Genomic DNA, 16,437 nt, shown 5'->3' with positions numbered 1-16,437 from the left:
TTAAAATTTTACGCTTACACCCATATTCACGACTCTTGCCTGCGGATAATACTGACCGGATGAATTGGTTGATTCAGGATCGTAAATTTTCTCTTTAGAGAAAGTAAGCAGGTTAAGGCCATTTACATAAAAACGCAAATTGCTTATACCAATTTTTGAAGTTAATGCCGCCGGAATAGTGTAACCTAACTCGGCATTTTTAAGCCTGATATAATTTGTATTAAGTAACCAATAAGTGTTTCCATTGATAAGGGTTCCTGCAGAATTGTAGGATCCTCCAGAAAAATACTGGTTATTTCTATCAACTGTGCGGGGAGACACCGTGCTTGGATTGTCAACCGTCCAGCGATGGTCGTAACTGTATTGCGTGAAGTTACCAATTGTTCCCGACTCGGTTTGAAAGACAATCTGTCCGCCAGCGGCACCCTGGAATAAAACAGTCAAATCGAAGTTTTTATACTGAACCCCAAAATTGAAGCCTCCCTGGAAAGTGGGCTGATTGGTTTTATCACTCCTCACCTGGTCGTCCCCAGTAATTTTACCATCGCCATTTACATCTTTATACATCATGTCGCCCGGGTTAAGTTTACTCCCCCCAACACCGCTGTAATCAACCTTATTGGCATCAACCTGAGCCTGGGTAGAAAATATGCCGGTATATATGTAATAAAGTTGGCTTCCGATAGGATGCCCTGTTGATTTTTGCCAGGCCGGCGCTCCCGGTGCTTCATCCCATTTGTCAATTTTGTTTTTGGAATATCCACCGTTTACACCTACATTATACCTTACTGCACCAATATTATCATGATAATTGAATTGAAACTCCCATCCTTTATTGGTCACTTTTCCATAATTTACAGGGGGCAGCAGGGCATATGGTATAGCTGTTGCAGGCACCGAAGCCGTAGAAGGCCATAATATCTGGGTGCGTTTATTAAAAAATGCTTCCAGGGTAAAATCCAATTTCCCGTTTAAAGTAGTTCCTTCTAACGCTACATCGCTATTGTTGGCTACTTCCCAGGTAAAATTGGGGTTCGGTACGCCATTTTCGGTTAATGTTTGAGCTGGCGCACCATTAATTATATATGAACCAACATTATTTAATGCCAAATAAGCATATTCTGCTAAAGTAGTGGTACCAGGTTTAACAACATTATCGTTACCCATTTGGCCCCATGATCCGCGCAGTTTCAGATTTTGGAAGAATTTTACGTTATTTTTAAAGAAGCCTTCTTCTGAGATTCTCCAACCGGCAGATATACCCGGGAAAAAACCGAAACGACGGCTTTCCGGAAACATATAAGAACCATCTACCCGCCATAAAAACTCGGCTAAATATTTTTCCTTATAATTATATCCCACCCGGCCAAAATAATTTAAACGAGCCCTTTGCCAGGCGGTGCCGAAATTGTCTTTCTCGGAGTTACCACCCCAGTTTAATTGATCGATAGCAACCGAGTTAAAATATTTACGCGAAGCACCAAATTGGCTGTCATTTGATTTTTCTTTAGTTACACCGGCCAACAATACAATGTTATGGCTGCCAAAGCTGTGGTTATAACTCACAATTCCCTCAAGTAAACTACTAAGTTGATCATCAGATGCCTGGTTAAGGGTTGCTTGGGCTGGCCCGCGGGCTACTTTGGTAAGTACCGGGGTGCCGCTTGCATCTTTGGTAACATTGTCCCAACTGTACACATACCACGGCATTTGCCAGTCTTTGGTTTGTTGCATATATTTATTTAAAGCAACATTACCGGTTATTTTCAATCCTTCTACCCCGGGAATCAATATCTCAATTTTGCCATTCGTTTGTACATAATATCTTACATCCTTGCCATAACCGGTTTGGTTTGTAGTAATTAATACCGGCTGCTGGCCATTTTCAATATCCGGTCCGGGCAATCCATTTGGCCAATAAGCAGGCCTGTATGGGTAACCACGCATCAGCATCCTGAATATATCACCTGCACCGGTTCCGGTTGAAAAGAAATTTGTGTTGCTTCCGTTTGGAGATAAACGGTTTTCCTGGCGGCCAGATACACCTATAGAAGTACTCACATACTTATTAACCTTGGCATCAACATTTACACGAAAATCATATTGTTTATAACCTGAAGCCGAGTTTTTGTAGTAGCCCTCCTGGTTTTGATACCCTATTGATGTAAGGTACTTAATGTTTTCGGAACCACCTGATAACTGAATGTTTTGACGTGATTGAGGCGACCAGTCTTTTAATGTTGCTTTAAACCAGTCGGTGTTAGGGTGTCCCCAGGGATCAGAACCATCAGCAAATTTTGTGAAATCAGCTGGCTGAAACGTAGCTGTTGTAGTCGCTCCGTTGTCCGGCCTGGTGAATTTCCCTACTGTTTTAAATGCAGCAGAAGCGGCGGTCCAATAGTTTGAAGGCAAACCATATAGGTCTATCTCGTTTACCATGGTGGCATATTCTGTTGAATTAGCCATTTTAGGTATGGTAGTAGGCTGCCCCCATCCTTTATTATAGGTGTATGATAGCTCGGGTTTACCCGATTTACCACGCTTGGTAGTAATCAGAATAACACCATTAGCCGCCCTGGCGCCATAAATAGCCGCAGATGCATCTTTTAACACCGAGATACTTTCAATATCTGCAGGATTTAAACGGTCAATGTTCGTTTGGCCAGCAGGAGACGGCACCCCATCTAAAACAATTAATGCATCATTATTACCCAGCGTATTAGTACCGCGGATACGAATGCTTGAGCCATCATTACCAGGTTCGCCGCTTGCATTCACGGCAATAACCCCAGGCATACGGCCGGCTATAGAGTTGGAAAGGTTAATAGCTGGCGACTTTACTAATTCATCCCCTTTAACAGATGTTACAGAACCGGTAACGGTTACTTTCTTTTGTACACCGTAACCAACAACCACAACCTCATTCAGTCCTTTGGATGATGACTGTAGCTTAATATTAAGAATACTTTTACCACCTACAGGCACTTCTAAAGTGTTATAGCCAATATATGATACAACTAATACAGCATTATCGGCAGCTGTAACTGTAAATTTTCCGTTTACGTCCGTTACAGTTCCCGTATTTGAGCCCTTAATCAATATTGATACTCCAACCAGCGTTTCGCCTGTTGTTTGATCAATTACTTTTCCCGAAATTTTTATCGGGGCGGTTTCTTTGATTCTCCCCCCGTTTGTCTTTGTAAATTTTGTTTTTTCGATTTTTGCTACGCCGGCGTATGACAAACCAGCAAATATTAAGGCTATTAATATTTGACTTAGCGCAATTTTAAAGACCCTTAACAAGTTTACAGTCTTATGTAAATTGTATTCCATATTATCTTATTTAATTAATTAATATTTAATGCACACTATAAAAGCGAGATAATTTAGGAGCTAATTATTCTTATAATCTACCCCTGTTTGCGGGTTTCTTAAGTTTGTTTTTTTTCCATTTAGCGTTTTGAGGTTTATAATAAATTAAAAATTGGTTAAGTGCAGTAAACATTAAAAAAGCATATACAGGTAGGATTACTTATTGTAACCACTTAGTAATATTACCACGCGGTTACTCCTATAATTAATTGATTAATAAGAGCAACCTTGCAATTCCCGTATTTCATAACAGTATTATAGTTGTTAAACCCGTGTTTAATAACTCAATATTATCATATACTTTTTCTTCAATAAAAATAAATGTGGGTTTTACATTTATACTTGGCAGCACTAAGATGGGTAAAATAAAGGTTGCTAATGAGGGGTAAACTCATACAACTTAAGGGGGTAATTGGTAAAATCGAGTTTTTTTTACCGATGTGTATACTTTTACCCTATAGTTAAATTAAAATTTCCCTGTTTTTAATTTGACTGCGTTCCTGGTAATATTTGCGTGAAAAGGAGCACGAAATTTTTTGACATATTCTGAGGGATTCATTTCAAACAGCTTACTAAACTGTTCTCTAAAATATTTAGGGTCATTAATGCCCACATTGTAAGCTGCTTCAGAAACAGTGCAATTGGTATTAAGAAACATTTCAGCAGCTTTTCTAAGTCGTATAAATCTTATAAACCCATTGGCAGATTGCCCTGAAATCGCTCTGATCTTTTTATAAAGATTGGAATGGCTCATTCCAATTGCATCAGCCAGGGTTTTGATGCAGAAATCATTATCACCCAGGTTATCCTCCACTACTTTTATGCAGGCCACCAAAAATTCTTTATAATCAGGCGGAACCTTAAGGTCATTTGATTTTAAAGTTATCTCGTTATAAAAATATTTCTGAAGGTTATTTTTACTCTTAAGCAGGCCATTAACCCGGGCTACAAGTAATTCCCGTTCAAATGGTTTACTTATATAATCATCAGCCCCACCTTCTATTCCTTTAAGCTTAATTTCGGGTGATGAGCTGGCAGTTAACAACAATACCGGGATATGATTTAGTGCAGGGTCTTCTTTAACTCTACTACATAATTCTATACCTGTTAATCCTTGCATCATTACATCACTAATGATAATATCCGGTAAATATTGATATACCATATCTAATCCCTCTGAACCGTTTACTGCTTCAAAAATTTCAAACTCCGCAGAAAAAATTTGTTTTAAATAGGCTCTGATCTCTGCGTTATCTTCCACAATCAGCATTGATTTTGATTCAAAATTATACGGTTCTGCTTTTTTGTTCTTTACCGCAGTTAAATTTTTATTATTCGCGGGCATCCACTCATGACCATCAGTAAGCTCATCCAAAAAAACCGAGGTTTCTGCAACATCTTCAAAAATATAATTAGCGCCCAAATGGTCTTTACCTTTTAACAAGCTTATCTTAAACGTGGTTCCTTCTCCGCTTGTACTATGATAATTAACATTTCCCTTATGATTATCGATAAACTTTTTTACAAGATACAGACCTATACCAAATCCCCCGTTTAATGGTAGTTCATTTTGCACCTGGTAAAATTTATTAAATAATTGTTCGCCTATATTTTCGGCTATTCCACACCCGGTATCTTTTATTTCAATGTTAACCGAAGATTCAGTTTGGTAAATACAGCAACTTACCTTCCCATAATCTGGCGTAAACTTAAATGCATTTGATATTAAGTTAAATAAAACAATTTCTATCTTTTCCCTATCAGCGAATACTTCTATCGCATCGGTTTCTGAAACAAAATCAAACGAAATGTTTTTGCTTTTGGCCTGATGACTGAAACACAAGAAAACCTCTCTACTTAGATTTACAATATTTAGCCTTACAATTTTAAGTCCATCAGACTCACTTTCAGCTTTTCTGAATAACAATAATTGATCAACCAAACTTAGTAGCCGGCGTGCATTACGAAAAACAATATTCAAGTTACCTCTTTCTATCTCTTTTTCTTCGGGATTAAACAGTAATTCTTTAACGGGATTGATGATTAAAGTGAGTGGTGTACGAAACTCATGAGAGATATTTGTAAAAAAGGATAATTTACGCTCATTAAGCTCCTTTTCATTTTCGGCAGACATGTGGGCTATTTTTACTTCATATTTCAACTTCGCCTGGTTACTGCGATATAGTAAATAGTAATAAATAAGCGTTGCTATCATTAATAAATAGGCTAAATAAGCCCACCATGTTTTATACCATGGAGGTAATATTTTTATTTTTAAGGTAGCATAGTTTTCAAACCAGATACCATCCTGATTGGCTGCTTTAACTTTAAATTCATAGTCACCCGCCGGGAGGTAGCGGTAAGTAACTGACTTTTGATTTTTTGCAGAATTCCAATTTTTTTCTAATCCAACCAATTTATAGGTGAATTGGCTTTTTTCGGCATAAGCATAATTTAGCGCTACATATTGGATAGAAAAAACCGATTGATCGGGGTTTAGCGTAATATTATTTGACTCCTCAATAACTTCACTTAATATGCTATCCTTTTGGCCAACTTCAACCTCTTTACCAAACAACTGAAGGCCTGTTATTAAAACCTTGGGTTTAAACAGATTTTGCTTAACAGTAGCAGGGTAGAAAACATTATAGCCTTCGGTGCCACCAAAAACCATGTACTTGTTTTTACCGCAATACATTGATGAACCCGGGTTAAATTGACCAGTTTGTAACCCATCCGAGCTATCATAATTACTGATTTTGCTGGTATGTACATCAATCCTTGATAAGCCTTTGTTGGTGCTTATCCAAATATCGCCTGCCTCGTCTTTTTGTATTGCATTTACGGTATTATCCGCCAATCCATCTTTTTCGGTATACTTCGTAAACTGTTTATTTTTGATGTCGTATAAAACAAGACCATCTCCTTCGGTACCTATATAGAGATTCTCTTTTTCATCTAAATACAAAGAGTATATGAAGTGGCTTGGCAAAAACTTTTCAACCTGGGCCTTACTAAAATAGTTAACAAACTTATTTTGACTTTTTATATAATATTTAAGGCCTGAGGCATATGTCCCTATAAAAAGATTACCATATTTATCCTCTGAAAGCGCGCGAATATAATCTGAGCTAATATTACTATTTTGTGGATTGTAGTTGATAAACTTATTACTGCCCGCAGGTAATAAACTCAATCCCCCCCCATTTGTCCCAATCCACAAGTTATTTTTTGAATCTCCGAGAATCACCCTTACATCGTTTAAACCGATGCTTGATGGGTCATTTGTTTTATGAATAAAATTAGTAAATGAATCGGTTTTTTTATCATATCTGAAAAGTCCATGTGAATAAGAGCCAAACCATAACGTATTTGAATGATCTTTATAGGCACAAAGGATATTATTACTGGCTAAAGAGCCAGTTTGTCCGTTTGCTCTATAATATTTTACAACTTCACCATTTAGCTTTTTCTTATATATTCCATCACCGTCGGTACCCATCCACAAATAACCTTCATCATCAATACACATTCCATAATATCTTAAGAAACTGCTACCATAAGCATCTGTTAATTTATTTTGAAATTTTTTAAATTTTTCTGGAACGCTACTTAGTAAGTAAATACCATCACCATAGGTTCCGGCCCAGATATTTTTATCCCGGTCCTGAAACAGGGTTTGAATGGTACGGACTGTAATATTATAATTATCTTCCGATTTCACCGGATCAATAGTTATATTTTTGTATGATGATTTTTCTGCCTTTTCAAGATCTATATTATACAAACCTCCATCCTGAAGACCAACAAGGAGATTTTTATGATCATCCTCCAAAAGAGAATAAAAATAATTGCTTCTTAACTTACAATCAGATCCTAAAAAAACATGGAATTCATTTTCTTTTCTTCTGTAAAGTGCTAATCCTTTGCTGGTAGCTATCCACATATCATGATTATGATCTTCATAAATACATGTGATTAATCCTTGGGGAACCTGATTAATTGGGAATTGATTATTTAAATTTTTAAAAACGATTCCGTTCTTTGTGCTAAAAACATTGAGCCCGCCATCGCGCGTACCAACCCATAATACCCCGTATGTATCTTCAACAACATTAATAACTGATAAATCACCCAACAAACCTGGTAATTCCTTTTTGGTATAACTTTTAAACTGTCTGGTTTTTATGTTATAGGATGAAAAACCGGACGCACCACAAGAGAACCATAATTGACTCTTTTTATTTTCAAAAATGTTGTTTACATTATTTAAATAATTTGATTGAACACCAGGAGGGTTCAACTTTATAAAACGCTCTCTGTTGGTATCAAATTGATAAATCCCTCTTCTGGATGATATCCAGATATGCCCTTGTGTATCCTTATAAATAGTTTGAACATAATTGCTGGGCAGGCTATAAGGATTATTAGGTTCAAATTTAAACACTTTAAAATTTGTGCCATCAAACCGGTTTAAGCCATCACCGGTGGCAAACCACATAAATCCTTTATTATCCTGAGTTATACCATTTATTATCCCAAATGAAAGTCCATCTTTCAATGAATATTTCATTACTTTTTTTGTAAATAAGCTTTGAGAAAAACTAAAGAAAAAGGCTGTAACTCCTACAAGAGTAAATAAAAATCTTCTCATTAATATGAATAACCGGTTTATAAAGGATGAAGCTTTCTGTACAGAAACTATATATTCAAATGTAGTTTATTTATGTAAAATAAGTGTGCTAATGACAATAAAATTTTAAATAATGCGTTTGGCGAAATTGGCGGAATTATTTGCGTAATAAGCATCTTAATTTCCAATTATTCAATATTCCTTTCACAAAGCTGCCGAAACTAACATCAAAACATTCTCCTAAAGCCTTTTTTCGCTTTTCAAATACTTACACTATCTAAAAATAAAATAGTTAACCAAAGCGGTTCAACTATCAGTCTATTTTATTTCGCACAATATGTTTTCAGCTTTTCGTTCCCTTTAATTGTTTTCAAGCCTTCTTCATAGCCAATCATGTAAATTTCTTCGGCAGCGTTGGTATCAAATATTCCGTAGCCGCCCAACCAATGCGGCTCAATCACCACATCACACAAAATTTTATGTGTATTAAGGGTGGAGTTTATCAAGATCATAGCGGCCCTGTCAATCAGGCTCCCAAAAGATTTAATTTCTGTAACTGTAGGCAAATGATTACAAGATGAGCCAATAATCAGGTCGCAAATGCCTATCAATGGTTCAACCGGGAGATTATTTAGTATTCCGCCATCTACATACATATGATGGTCAATTATTATGGGTTTAAAAATACCAGGCAAACAGCACGAGGCTAAAACTGCCATATCAAGCTCGCCATCAGTAAAATAAACCAGCTTCCCCTCACCCAAATCTACAGCAGTAATAGTCACAGGAATTTTGAGTTGTTGAAAGGAATTGTGTGGAATATATTGTTTTATGAGGTAACGGGCTTTTAATATAGATATTAAACCGGCGCGGCCAAGTGAGGGGCGCAACAATCTGAGCAGGCTGGTATCCTTAATCATCTGTAAAATTTCTTTCGGAGCATAACCTTCAGCAAAAAAAGCCGCGGCAATTGCTCCGGCGCTTGTACCTGAGATATGTGAGAATTTAATTCCATACTCGGTTAGGGCCTGTATAACACCTAAATGGGCTACGGCTCTTATTCCACCGCCCGACAGTGCTAATCCTACTTTTTCAGACTTATTTTGATCGGTACTTGTATTCATCTACATCTTAAAAACTTAATATATAACCTTTCTATCTATAATTAAGTTTAAATCTTTGCGAACGTTTTAAAAAGCCACCCAATAATTCATTTCAAAAAATCTTTGAGAATGGGTATAAGACGCTGATACTATAAACCTGCATTTAAATAATTGGATTGCTTTGTTCATGTTTGTTTTTAATATTTTATCTTAAACGCACATTCTAAAAGTCAAACTATTAATATTATCAAAATGCACAAAGAACATCATGTTACCAGTTCAGAAATCATCAGAGATGTTGTTATAGGCATGTCGGATGGCTTAACAGTTCCTTTTGCCTTAGCGGCAGGGCTTAGCGGGGCTATTAGTTCTTCGGGGCTGGTGGTAACTGCCGGCATTGCCGAAATAGTTGCAGGTTCGATAGCGATGGGCCTGGGAGGCTTTTTAGCAGGCCGTACCGAGGTGGATCATTATAACTCTGAACTTAAACGAGAATATAACGAAGTAGAGACTGTGCCCGAACAGGAAAAAGCAGAAGTAAAAGAAGTTTTTGCAGAATTTGGCTTATCGAAGCATTTACAGGATGAAATTGCTGAGGAACTATCTAAAGATAAAAAGAAGTGGGTTGACTTTATGATGAGGTATGAACTTGGTTTGGAAGAGCCAAACGCCAACCGCGCATCAAAAAGCGCCTTAACTATAGGATTTTCTTATATAGCAGGAGGAATTATTCCTTTATCACCTTACCTCATTATTGACAATGCTCAGGATGCTTTAAATTATTCCTGCATTGTAACTTTAATTTGCCTGTTTGTTTTTGGTTATTTTAAAAGTAAATTAACAGGGCAACCAGCTTTAGGTGGTGCATTAAAAGTGGTTGTTATTGGCGCATTAGCAGCCGGCGCTGCTTTTGGAATGGCAAAACTTATAAATGGAAAGTAATTTCAATTAATCACTTTCCATTTATTAACACCCTAAAAACCAAACCACTAAGTTACTTAAATATGGTATAGAACATGGCAACCGCTGCGGCTCCCATTGCTAAAAACGTAACCCAAAGCAGGGTATTGGAAAGCCATTGGTTTTTATATTGCCCCATAATTTCTTTACTGCCCGCAATCCTTATAATCAAAAATAGTAAAGGTACAGCTGCAACGCCATTTAACACTGCCGCGTAAACAAGGGCCTTTACCGGATCGATACCAATAAAATTAATTAATAAGCCAATCATCGTAGCAATGCAGATTACCGAATAGAACGCGGGCGCCCTCCTGAATTTCAAGTTCAAGCCTGATTTCCATTCAAATGCTTCGCAAACGGCATACGCTGCAGAACCCGAAAGCACGGGAACAGCTAATAAACCCAACCCAATAATGCCAACAGAAAATATCAGTTTGGCCAAAAAACCTGCATTTGGAAAACTATGAACCAAAGGCTCCAAAGCCCTTGCGGCATCAGCGGCAGTTTTAACATCAGTTACACCACTTTTATGAAGTACCGTTGCTCCTACAACAATAATACTCCAGGTAGCAAATTCAGAAAAAAGCATACCAAAATTATTGTCTATTCTCATTCTGCTGATATGTGACCAGCTAACCTGGGGCTTGTTATGAAATATTCGGCCTTCTGCCTGTTGTTCTTCCACTTCCTGAGACGCCTCCCAAAAAAACATATAAGGAGATATGGTAGTACCTAAAACACCAGTTATTATAAATAAAAAACTGAAACTAAACTCAAAGTGAGGTACAATACTCGCTCTTAAAACAGTTCCCCAGGGTTGATGAACTATAAATAATGTTAAAGGGTAAGCCAGTAAAGCAATGGACAACCATTTCAATATTTTTGAATAGGTTTTGTAATTGGTAAATATTTCTAATAAAAGAATAACTATCGTAAATACCAGGGTTAAAACAACAAATGGAGCCGGAAATAACAATTGTGCTGCGGATGCCATGGCACCAATATCGGCCCCTATATTTATTGTATTTGCTACCACTACCAAACCCACCACGGCATATAAAACAGATTTACTATAATGTGCTTTAACAACGGCGCAAATACCTTTACCTGTTACCAAACCAATACGTGCGCATGCTTCCTGAACGGCAGTCATAAACGGCAACATATACAGCGCAGTCCATAATTGCCCATACCCGAATTGTGCGCCTGTTTGGGAATACGTTGCAATGCCGGACGGATCATCATCAGCGGCGCCTGTAGTAAGTCCCGGACCTAAAATTGTAAGGAATTTTAAAAATTTGTTTTTTGATTTCTTTTGCTGCCCCTTTGATTCCATATAAATATTAATATTGGCATTTCAATATACGGGTTTAAAATGAACCTAAAATAAATATTAGCCCGGGAAATAGGAAGCATTTAAGAAAACCAGATAAAACACTCTACATCAACCTAATTTTTACTTAAAAATCAACCAAAAAAGAACCTTCTCTCTCCGTTTATAAAAAAGGCAGTCTTCATATAATGCGACTGCCTCTTTTTTGTGTTGTTAATTTACTTCAATTTAGATATTTATTCCACTTAATTCTTTCTCCGAAGTGGTTAATTCATGTACCCATTCCTGTAATAGCTGTGAGGTTTGATTAGTCGATTCTGTAAAAAGTGCCTTATAGTAATTAATCCCCTCTTGCAGTTGTAGTTTAAATTTAGAAAGTTGTTTCTTTTTCTTATCCGTAACATCTTTAAGTTGAGCCTGGATATCGGTTTGAAGATAATCAATATAAAGGTTTAACTCTTTTATAAACATATGAGGCCGTTTTATCTTACCAAGCAGGTCTGTTGCCCCATAAATATGTTTTATCATATCCTCAAGAGAATAAATTCCGGAGAAATACGCCAGATTTGGACCTGGACAAATAGCCACCGCTTTATTTTCTCTCGGTTTCAACAGATCATACTTGAGATAGGCGGATGCGCACAACCCTTCACATAGGCAAATTTTCTCAGTAATTGTTTGGTATTGCCTATCATGTTCTGCCTGGGGTAGATCCAACGTTTCCAGTTGCTGTATTTTCAGGTTTTGATATTCCCTGGATGCCGTACATATCGGTTTTTCGGTAAACTCTGTATTGGTGCTAAGGTACTTTTTTATGCAGGGGCTACCTGGCCTTCCGGTTTCAAGACGCTTAAGCCGTTGAACCTCGGCAGTACTATTTTTAAAGTTATTGAAAAGTATACCCAACGGTGAAGAACCGCTCAAATAGAAATCACTTTCTACAGCATGCTCCAGCTGCGCAAGTGTACCTTTATCCACATTGGTAACTTCGGGAACCAACAGAAACGGACTACCCCAACCCGTGGCGTCTAATTGATAATGTTCAATCAAAAACCTATTTTCCTGTGCTGTACCTATCCCTCCCTGCACACTTAATTTTTGTTTAGGAGATACAGCGCAAATAATTCCTTTTTCAAGCAGGGCCGATTGATAGCTTTGGAATAACTCGTTCACCATTTCCTGTCGCTTTTGCTTAAATTCTTCCAGAATCGGTCCCAGCAAAAACCCTTCGGTAGCAAAGGCATGCCCCCCGCAGTTAAGTCCCGATTCTACCCGAAATTCTGATACCCACAAGCCCTTTTTGGCCAGGAATTTAGCCTGTATAAATGCCGAACGGAAATCACTGACCTTCAAAATCACTTTTTTATTGATTGTTCCGTGCTCATCGGGCAGGAAATCATTAAATGTTTCCAGGTAGCTGTATAACCTCGGGTTCATCCCGGCAGATAGGATCACAGAGGATGTAAGCTTGCTCTTAGCAAAACCACGAAGAGCAGCAAGCGCATCTGTGTTCTGCTCGCCCGTTGATTCACCCTGAACTGTATAATTCATTTTATCAACCTTCGACATGATATTGACGTCGATGGCGCCCTTGGTCATTTCTTTCTTAAGCAACTCCTGGAAAAACTGTTTTTGATTTCCTTCAGGATAATCCATCATCAAATCATAGCCTTGTTTTAAACGCGCGCTTTCGGGTAATAATTCAAAATACCTGCACAGATCATTACCGCTTTCAAAAGGCAGCTGCTTCAATTCTTCAAACTGTTTATCAACCAGGTTGGCAACCAAATCAAGATAAGCAGTTATTCGTTTAGCACGATAGTCCTCTTCTTTTTTTAGGATAGGAACATACGCCCAGCCATTAAGCTTTGTGTGATATCCGCGTATCCTTTCAATCAGTTCATCATCAACAATTGACATAACTGATGAAATGCCATAACGGGCAACCTTTAAAGGGGTATCAATGGAGTAACCCAATCCTAAAACCGGGATGTGAAATGTATGACTCATAATAGTATATATTTTAGGCTGTGATAGTTAATATATGGTTTGGGATCATGATCATTCTGAATTACAAATGATAATCCTTGCTTAAGTACGCCAAAACTTTCAAATACGCCAGGATGCGTTGAATGGGCTTCAACAATAGTTACATTTAAAATCTCTGGTATTTCCATTTAAACTAATAAGCCGCAAAACTATAGGGTAAGGCAGCTGCAATAAATGATGAAAGTCATTTGTTGGGGAAACTTTCATCATATATAATCTATAGCGGGCAGAGACACTACGGTGCTTATCGTTATCCTGGTGATCTGGATTTGCTAAAAATGCCGATCGGGTGTTGAAATGAAAGGTGGCAGGATGAAATGTACACCGTCAATTAATTAAAAAGGTGATCGAGATCACTTTTTTTAACAACACGCATCATTCTGCGTGAACTGCTGAAAGTTCATTTTTGGGCAACCCAAATTTAACAAAATGACGGAAGCCCTTACAATTGCAAAAACAACCTGCTACCATTGCGGTGATGAATGTTTAACTACATCATTTAGTATTGATGAAAAGCAATTTTGCTGCCACGGCTGTAAAAGCGTTTATGAAATATTAGCAGATAGCGGCCTTTGCAGCTATTATAACTACAATGATCATCCGGGCGCCACCAGGGCAAGAATCGATAAACGGTTTGATTATTTGAGTGAACCCTCTATTTTAAAAGAACTACTTGACTACACAGATGATCACATCTCGCTCATCACCTTTTATATACCACACATACATTGCAGCTCCTGCCTTTGGCTACTTGAGCAGCTAAATAGGTTCAACCCGGCCATCCATTATTCAAGGGTTGATTTTTTGAAAAAACAACTGGTTGTGCGTTTTGATCACCAACAGCTCGGGTTACAGCAATTGGTAGAGCTTCTTTATGATATAGGATATGAACCGCTCATCAGCCTGCAGGATATCATAAAAAAACAAAACAAGGCAGATAAAGGTAATCTTGTTCAAAAAATAGCTGTAGCGGGGTTTTGTTTTGGTAACGTAATGCTTCTTAGCTTTCCTGAATACTTTGGGCTCTCGGTATATGAACACAGCTTTAAACAGTTCTTTGGGTATTTAAATATACTTTTTGCGTTACCGGTGGTATTTTTCAGTGGCCGGGGCTATTTCATTTCAGCCTGGACAAATTTAAAAAGCAAAATACTGAATATTGATTTTCCCTTGGCCCTTGGTATCGCGGTGCTTTTTGCACGTACAGTGGCAGAAATATTAACACATACCGGTGCAGGCTTTGCAGATACCCTTTGCGGGCTTGTATTTTTTTTACTGGTAGGCAAATTTGTGCAGCAAAAAACCTATCACCATATCTCGTTTGAAAGAGATTACAGGTCCTTTTTTCCGGTTGCTGTTCAGGTTTTAACTGATGATATTGAAAAGCCCATCCCGCTTGCCCAGTTAGTAACCGGGCATCGTATGGTGATCCGTCATAATGAGATCATTCCCGCAGATGCCATTCTTTTAAAAGGCAAGGCATTGATAGATTTTAGCTTTGTTACAGGAGAAGCTGTACCTGTTAATAAAACATTGGGCGAAATAATTTACGCCGGTGGCCGCCAAACCGGCGAAGCAATAGAATTGGAAGTTGTTAAGCCCGTATCACAAAGTTACCTCACCCAGCTGTGGAACAATGAAGCGTTTACCCGCAAGCAGGATAACCGCATGAAAACCTTTAACGAAACGGTTAGCAAGTACTTTACAATTGTATTAATTATAATTGCCGTTGGCTCGCTGATGGCATGGCTTCCCTTTAATTTCAGAAGAGGAATAGATGCCTTTACTGCTGTGTTAATTGTTGCATGCCCATGTGCGCTTGCCTTAAGCACACCTTTCACCATGTCGGCCGCGCTGAGTATTTTCGATCGCAACCTTTTCTACCTGAAAAACACAGCTGTAGTAGAGCAACTGGCCCGTATTGATACCCTGGTTATGGATAAAACAGGTACCATAACCACCGGCAACAGCAAACGGATTGAATTGAGCGGAGAATTATCTGATGTACAAAAGCAAATGGTGTATAGTGCCTGCTCAAATTCCATTCATCCCTTAAGCCGAATGATATGCCAATTTTTAGGCGACATGAGGAAATTACCGGTAAACGAATATATAGAAATACCAGGTAAGGGCATTAACGCCAACATTGCCGGGCACCAGCTTCATATTGGAAGTGGCGACTTGATCTTTGGGTATTACATAGATACAAAGCAAATAACGCGCGTTCATTTAATGATAGACGGCTATTACCTGGGTTATTTTGGATTTGCTCATGAATATCGTGATGGCATGGATAAGATCAGTTCACTATCACCAGATTACCAGCTGTTCCTGCTTTCGGGAGATCAGAATCATGAAAGGAATGAGCTGATTCATTTTTTCCATGATGATTCCAGGATGCATTTTAATCAGTCGCCTCAACAAAAGCTTGATATGATCCAGAATCTTCAGCAAAAAGGGCATAAAGTGATGATGTTAGGTGATGGGCTGAATGACTCGGGAGCACTTAAGCAAAGTGACCTTGGAGTTGCTGTAACCGATAATGTAAATAACTTTTCGCCCGGGAGCGATGCCATCCTGGATGGACGTTCATTTGATAAATTACCGGCGTTTCTTCTTTTTTCAAAAGATACGGTTAACATTATCCACCTGTCCTTCCTCATCTCCTTAACATATAACATTATCGGTTTAAGTTACGCGGTTACAGGGCGCCTCTCCCCGCTTATAGCTGCTGTACTGATGCCATTGAGTACCGTTACCATAATATCCTTTACAACCCTGGCTACACATTTTACAGCAAAAAGAAGAAAATTAATATGAGCATCATTTATTTCCTCATCGGCTGCAGCGTATTGCTGGCCCTTGGATTTTTAAGTGCCTTTTTATGGGCACAGCGCAGCGGGCAAAATGATGACCTGTATACGCCGTCCATTCGCATTTTGCTGGATGATGAACAACCAGATGAGGATAAAAAGTGACTACGATCA

General features: G+C 38.2%; 8 protein-coding genes. 3 read left to right on the top strand and 5 right to left on the bottom strand.

Translation table 11 applies throughout. The features are described 5' to 3' along the window. From AC1D0K_RS06600 to AC1D0K_RS06590, 3 genes are all read right to left on the bottom strand, one after another. Positions 1 to 3,333: a SusC/RagA family TonB-linked outer membrane protein gene (locus AC1D0K_RS06600; protein ID WP_477399316.1), complete on the bottom strand. Its 3,333-nt coding sequence runs from the start codon at positions 3,331 to 3,333 to the stop codon at positions 1 to 3. A 505-nt stretch (positions 3,334 to 3,838) separates the two neighbouring features. Then, positions 3,839 to 7,945 (bottom strand): hybrid sensor histidine kinase/response regulator transcription factor, encoded by a 4,107-nt coding sequence (locus AC1D0K_RS06595; RefSeq protein ID WP_477443344.1) that lies wholly within the window; start codon positions 7,943 to 7,945, stop codon positions 3,839 to 3,841. A gap of 383 nt (positions 7,946 to 8,328) precedes the next feature. Continuing rightward, positions 8,329 to 9,129, bottom strand: a complete 801-nt coding sequence (locus AC1D0K_RS06590; protein WP_477463024.1) for a patatin-like phospholipase family protein — start codon at positions 9,127 to 9,129, stop codon at positions 8,329 to 8,331. Positions 9,130 to 9,360: 231 nt separating this feature from the next. Between AC1D0K_RS06590 and AC1D0K_RS06585 the strand changes: the two genes are divergently transcribed. Continuing rightward, positions 9,361 to 10,050, top strand: a complete 690-nt coding sequence (locus AC1D0K_RS06585) for a VIT1/CCC1 transporter family protein (protein ID WP_477398001.1) — start codon at positions 9,361 to 9,363, stop codon at positions 10,048 to 10,050. 52 nt (positions 10,051 to 10,102) lie between these two features. On the opposite strand, the gene AC1D0K_RS06580 is transcribed toward AC1D0K_RS06585, so the two are convergent. Further along, positions 10,103 to 11,404, bottom strand: a complete 1,302-nt coding sequence (locus tag AC1D0K_RS06580; protein WP_295711990.1) for an NRAMP family divalent metal transporter — start codon at positions 11,402 to 11,404, stop codon at positions 10,103 to 10,105. Positions 11,405 to 11,629: 225 nt separating this feature from the next. After that, complete coding sequence (locus tag AC1D0K_RS06575) at positions 11,630 to 13,411, bottom strand: hypothetical protein (RefSeq protein WP_477397999.1); 1,782 nt, start codon at positions 13,409 to 13,411, stop codon at positions 11,630 to 11,632. 468 nt (positions 13,412 to 13,879) lie between these two features. Here AC1D0K_RS06575 and AC1D0K_RS06570 point away from each other — a divergent pair, with 468 nt between their 5' ends. Beyond that, complete coding sequence (locus AC1D0K_RS06570) at positions 13,880 to 16,270, top strand: heavy metal translocating P-type ATPase (RefSeq protein ID WP_477397997.1); 2,391 nt, start codon at positions 13,880 to 13,882, stop codon at positions 16,268 to 16,270. After that, positions 16,267 to 16,428, top strand: a complete 162-nt coding sequence (gene ccoS, locus AC1D0K_RS06565) for a cbb3-type cytochrome oxidase assembly protein CcoS (protein ID WP_477397995.1) — start codon at positions 16,267 to 16,269, stop codon at positions 16,426 to 16,428. Before AC1D0K_RS06570 ends, ccoS begins: the two co-directional genes overlap by 4 nt. Positions 16,429 to 16,437: the final 9 nt, after the last annotated feature.

This window comes from Mucilaginibacter sp. P1_A3 (assembly GCF_056406855.1).
Note: the sequence above shows the minus strand (reverse complement) of the source record. Positions and strands in the feature narration are given on the sequence as shown.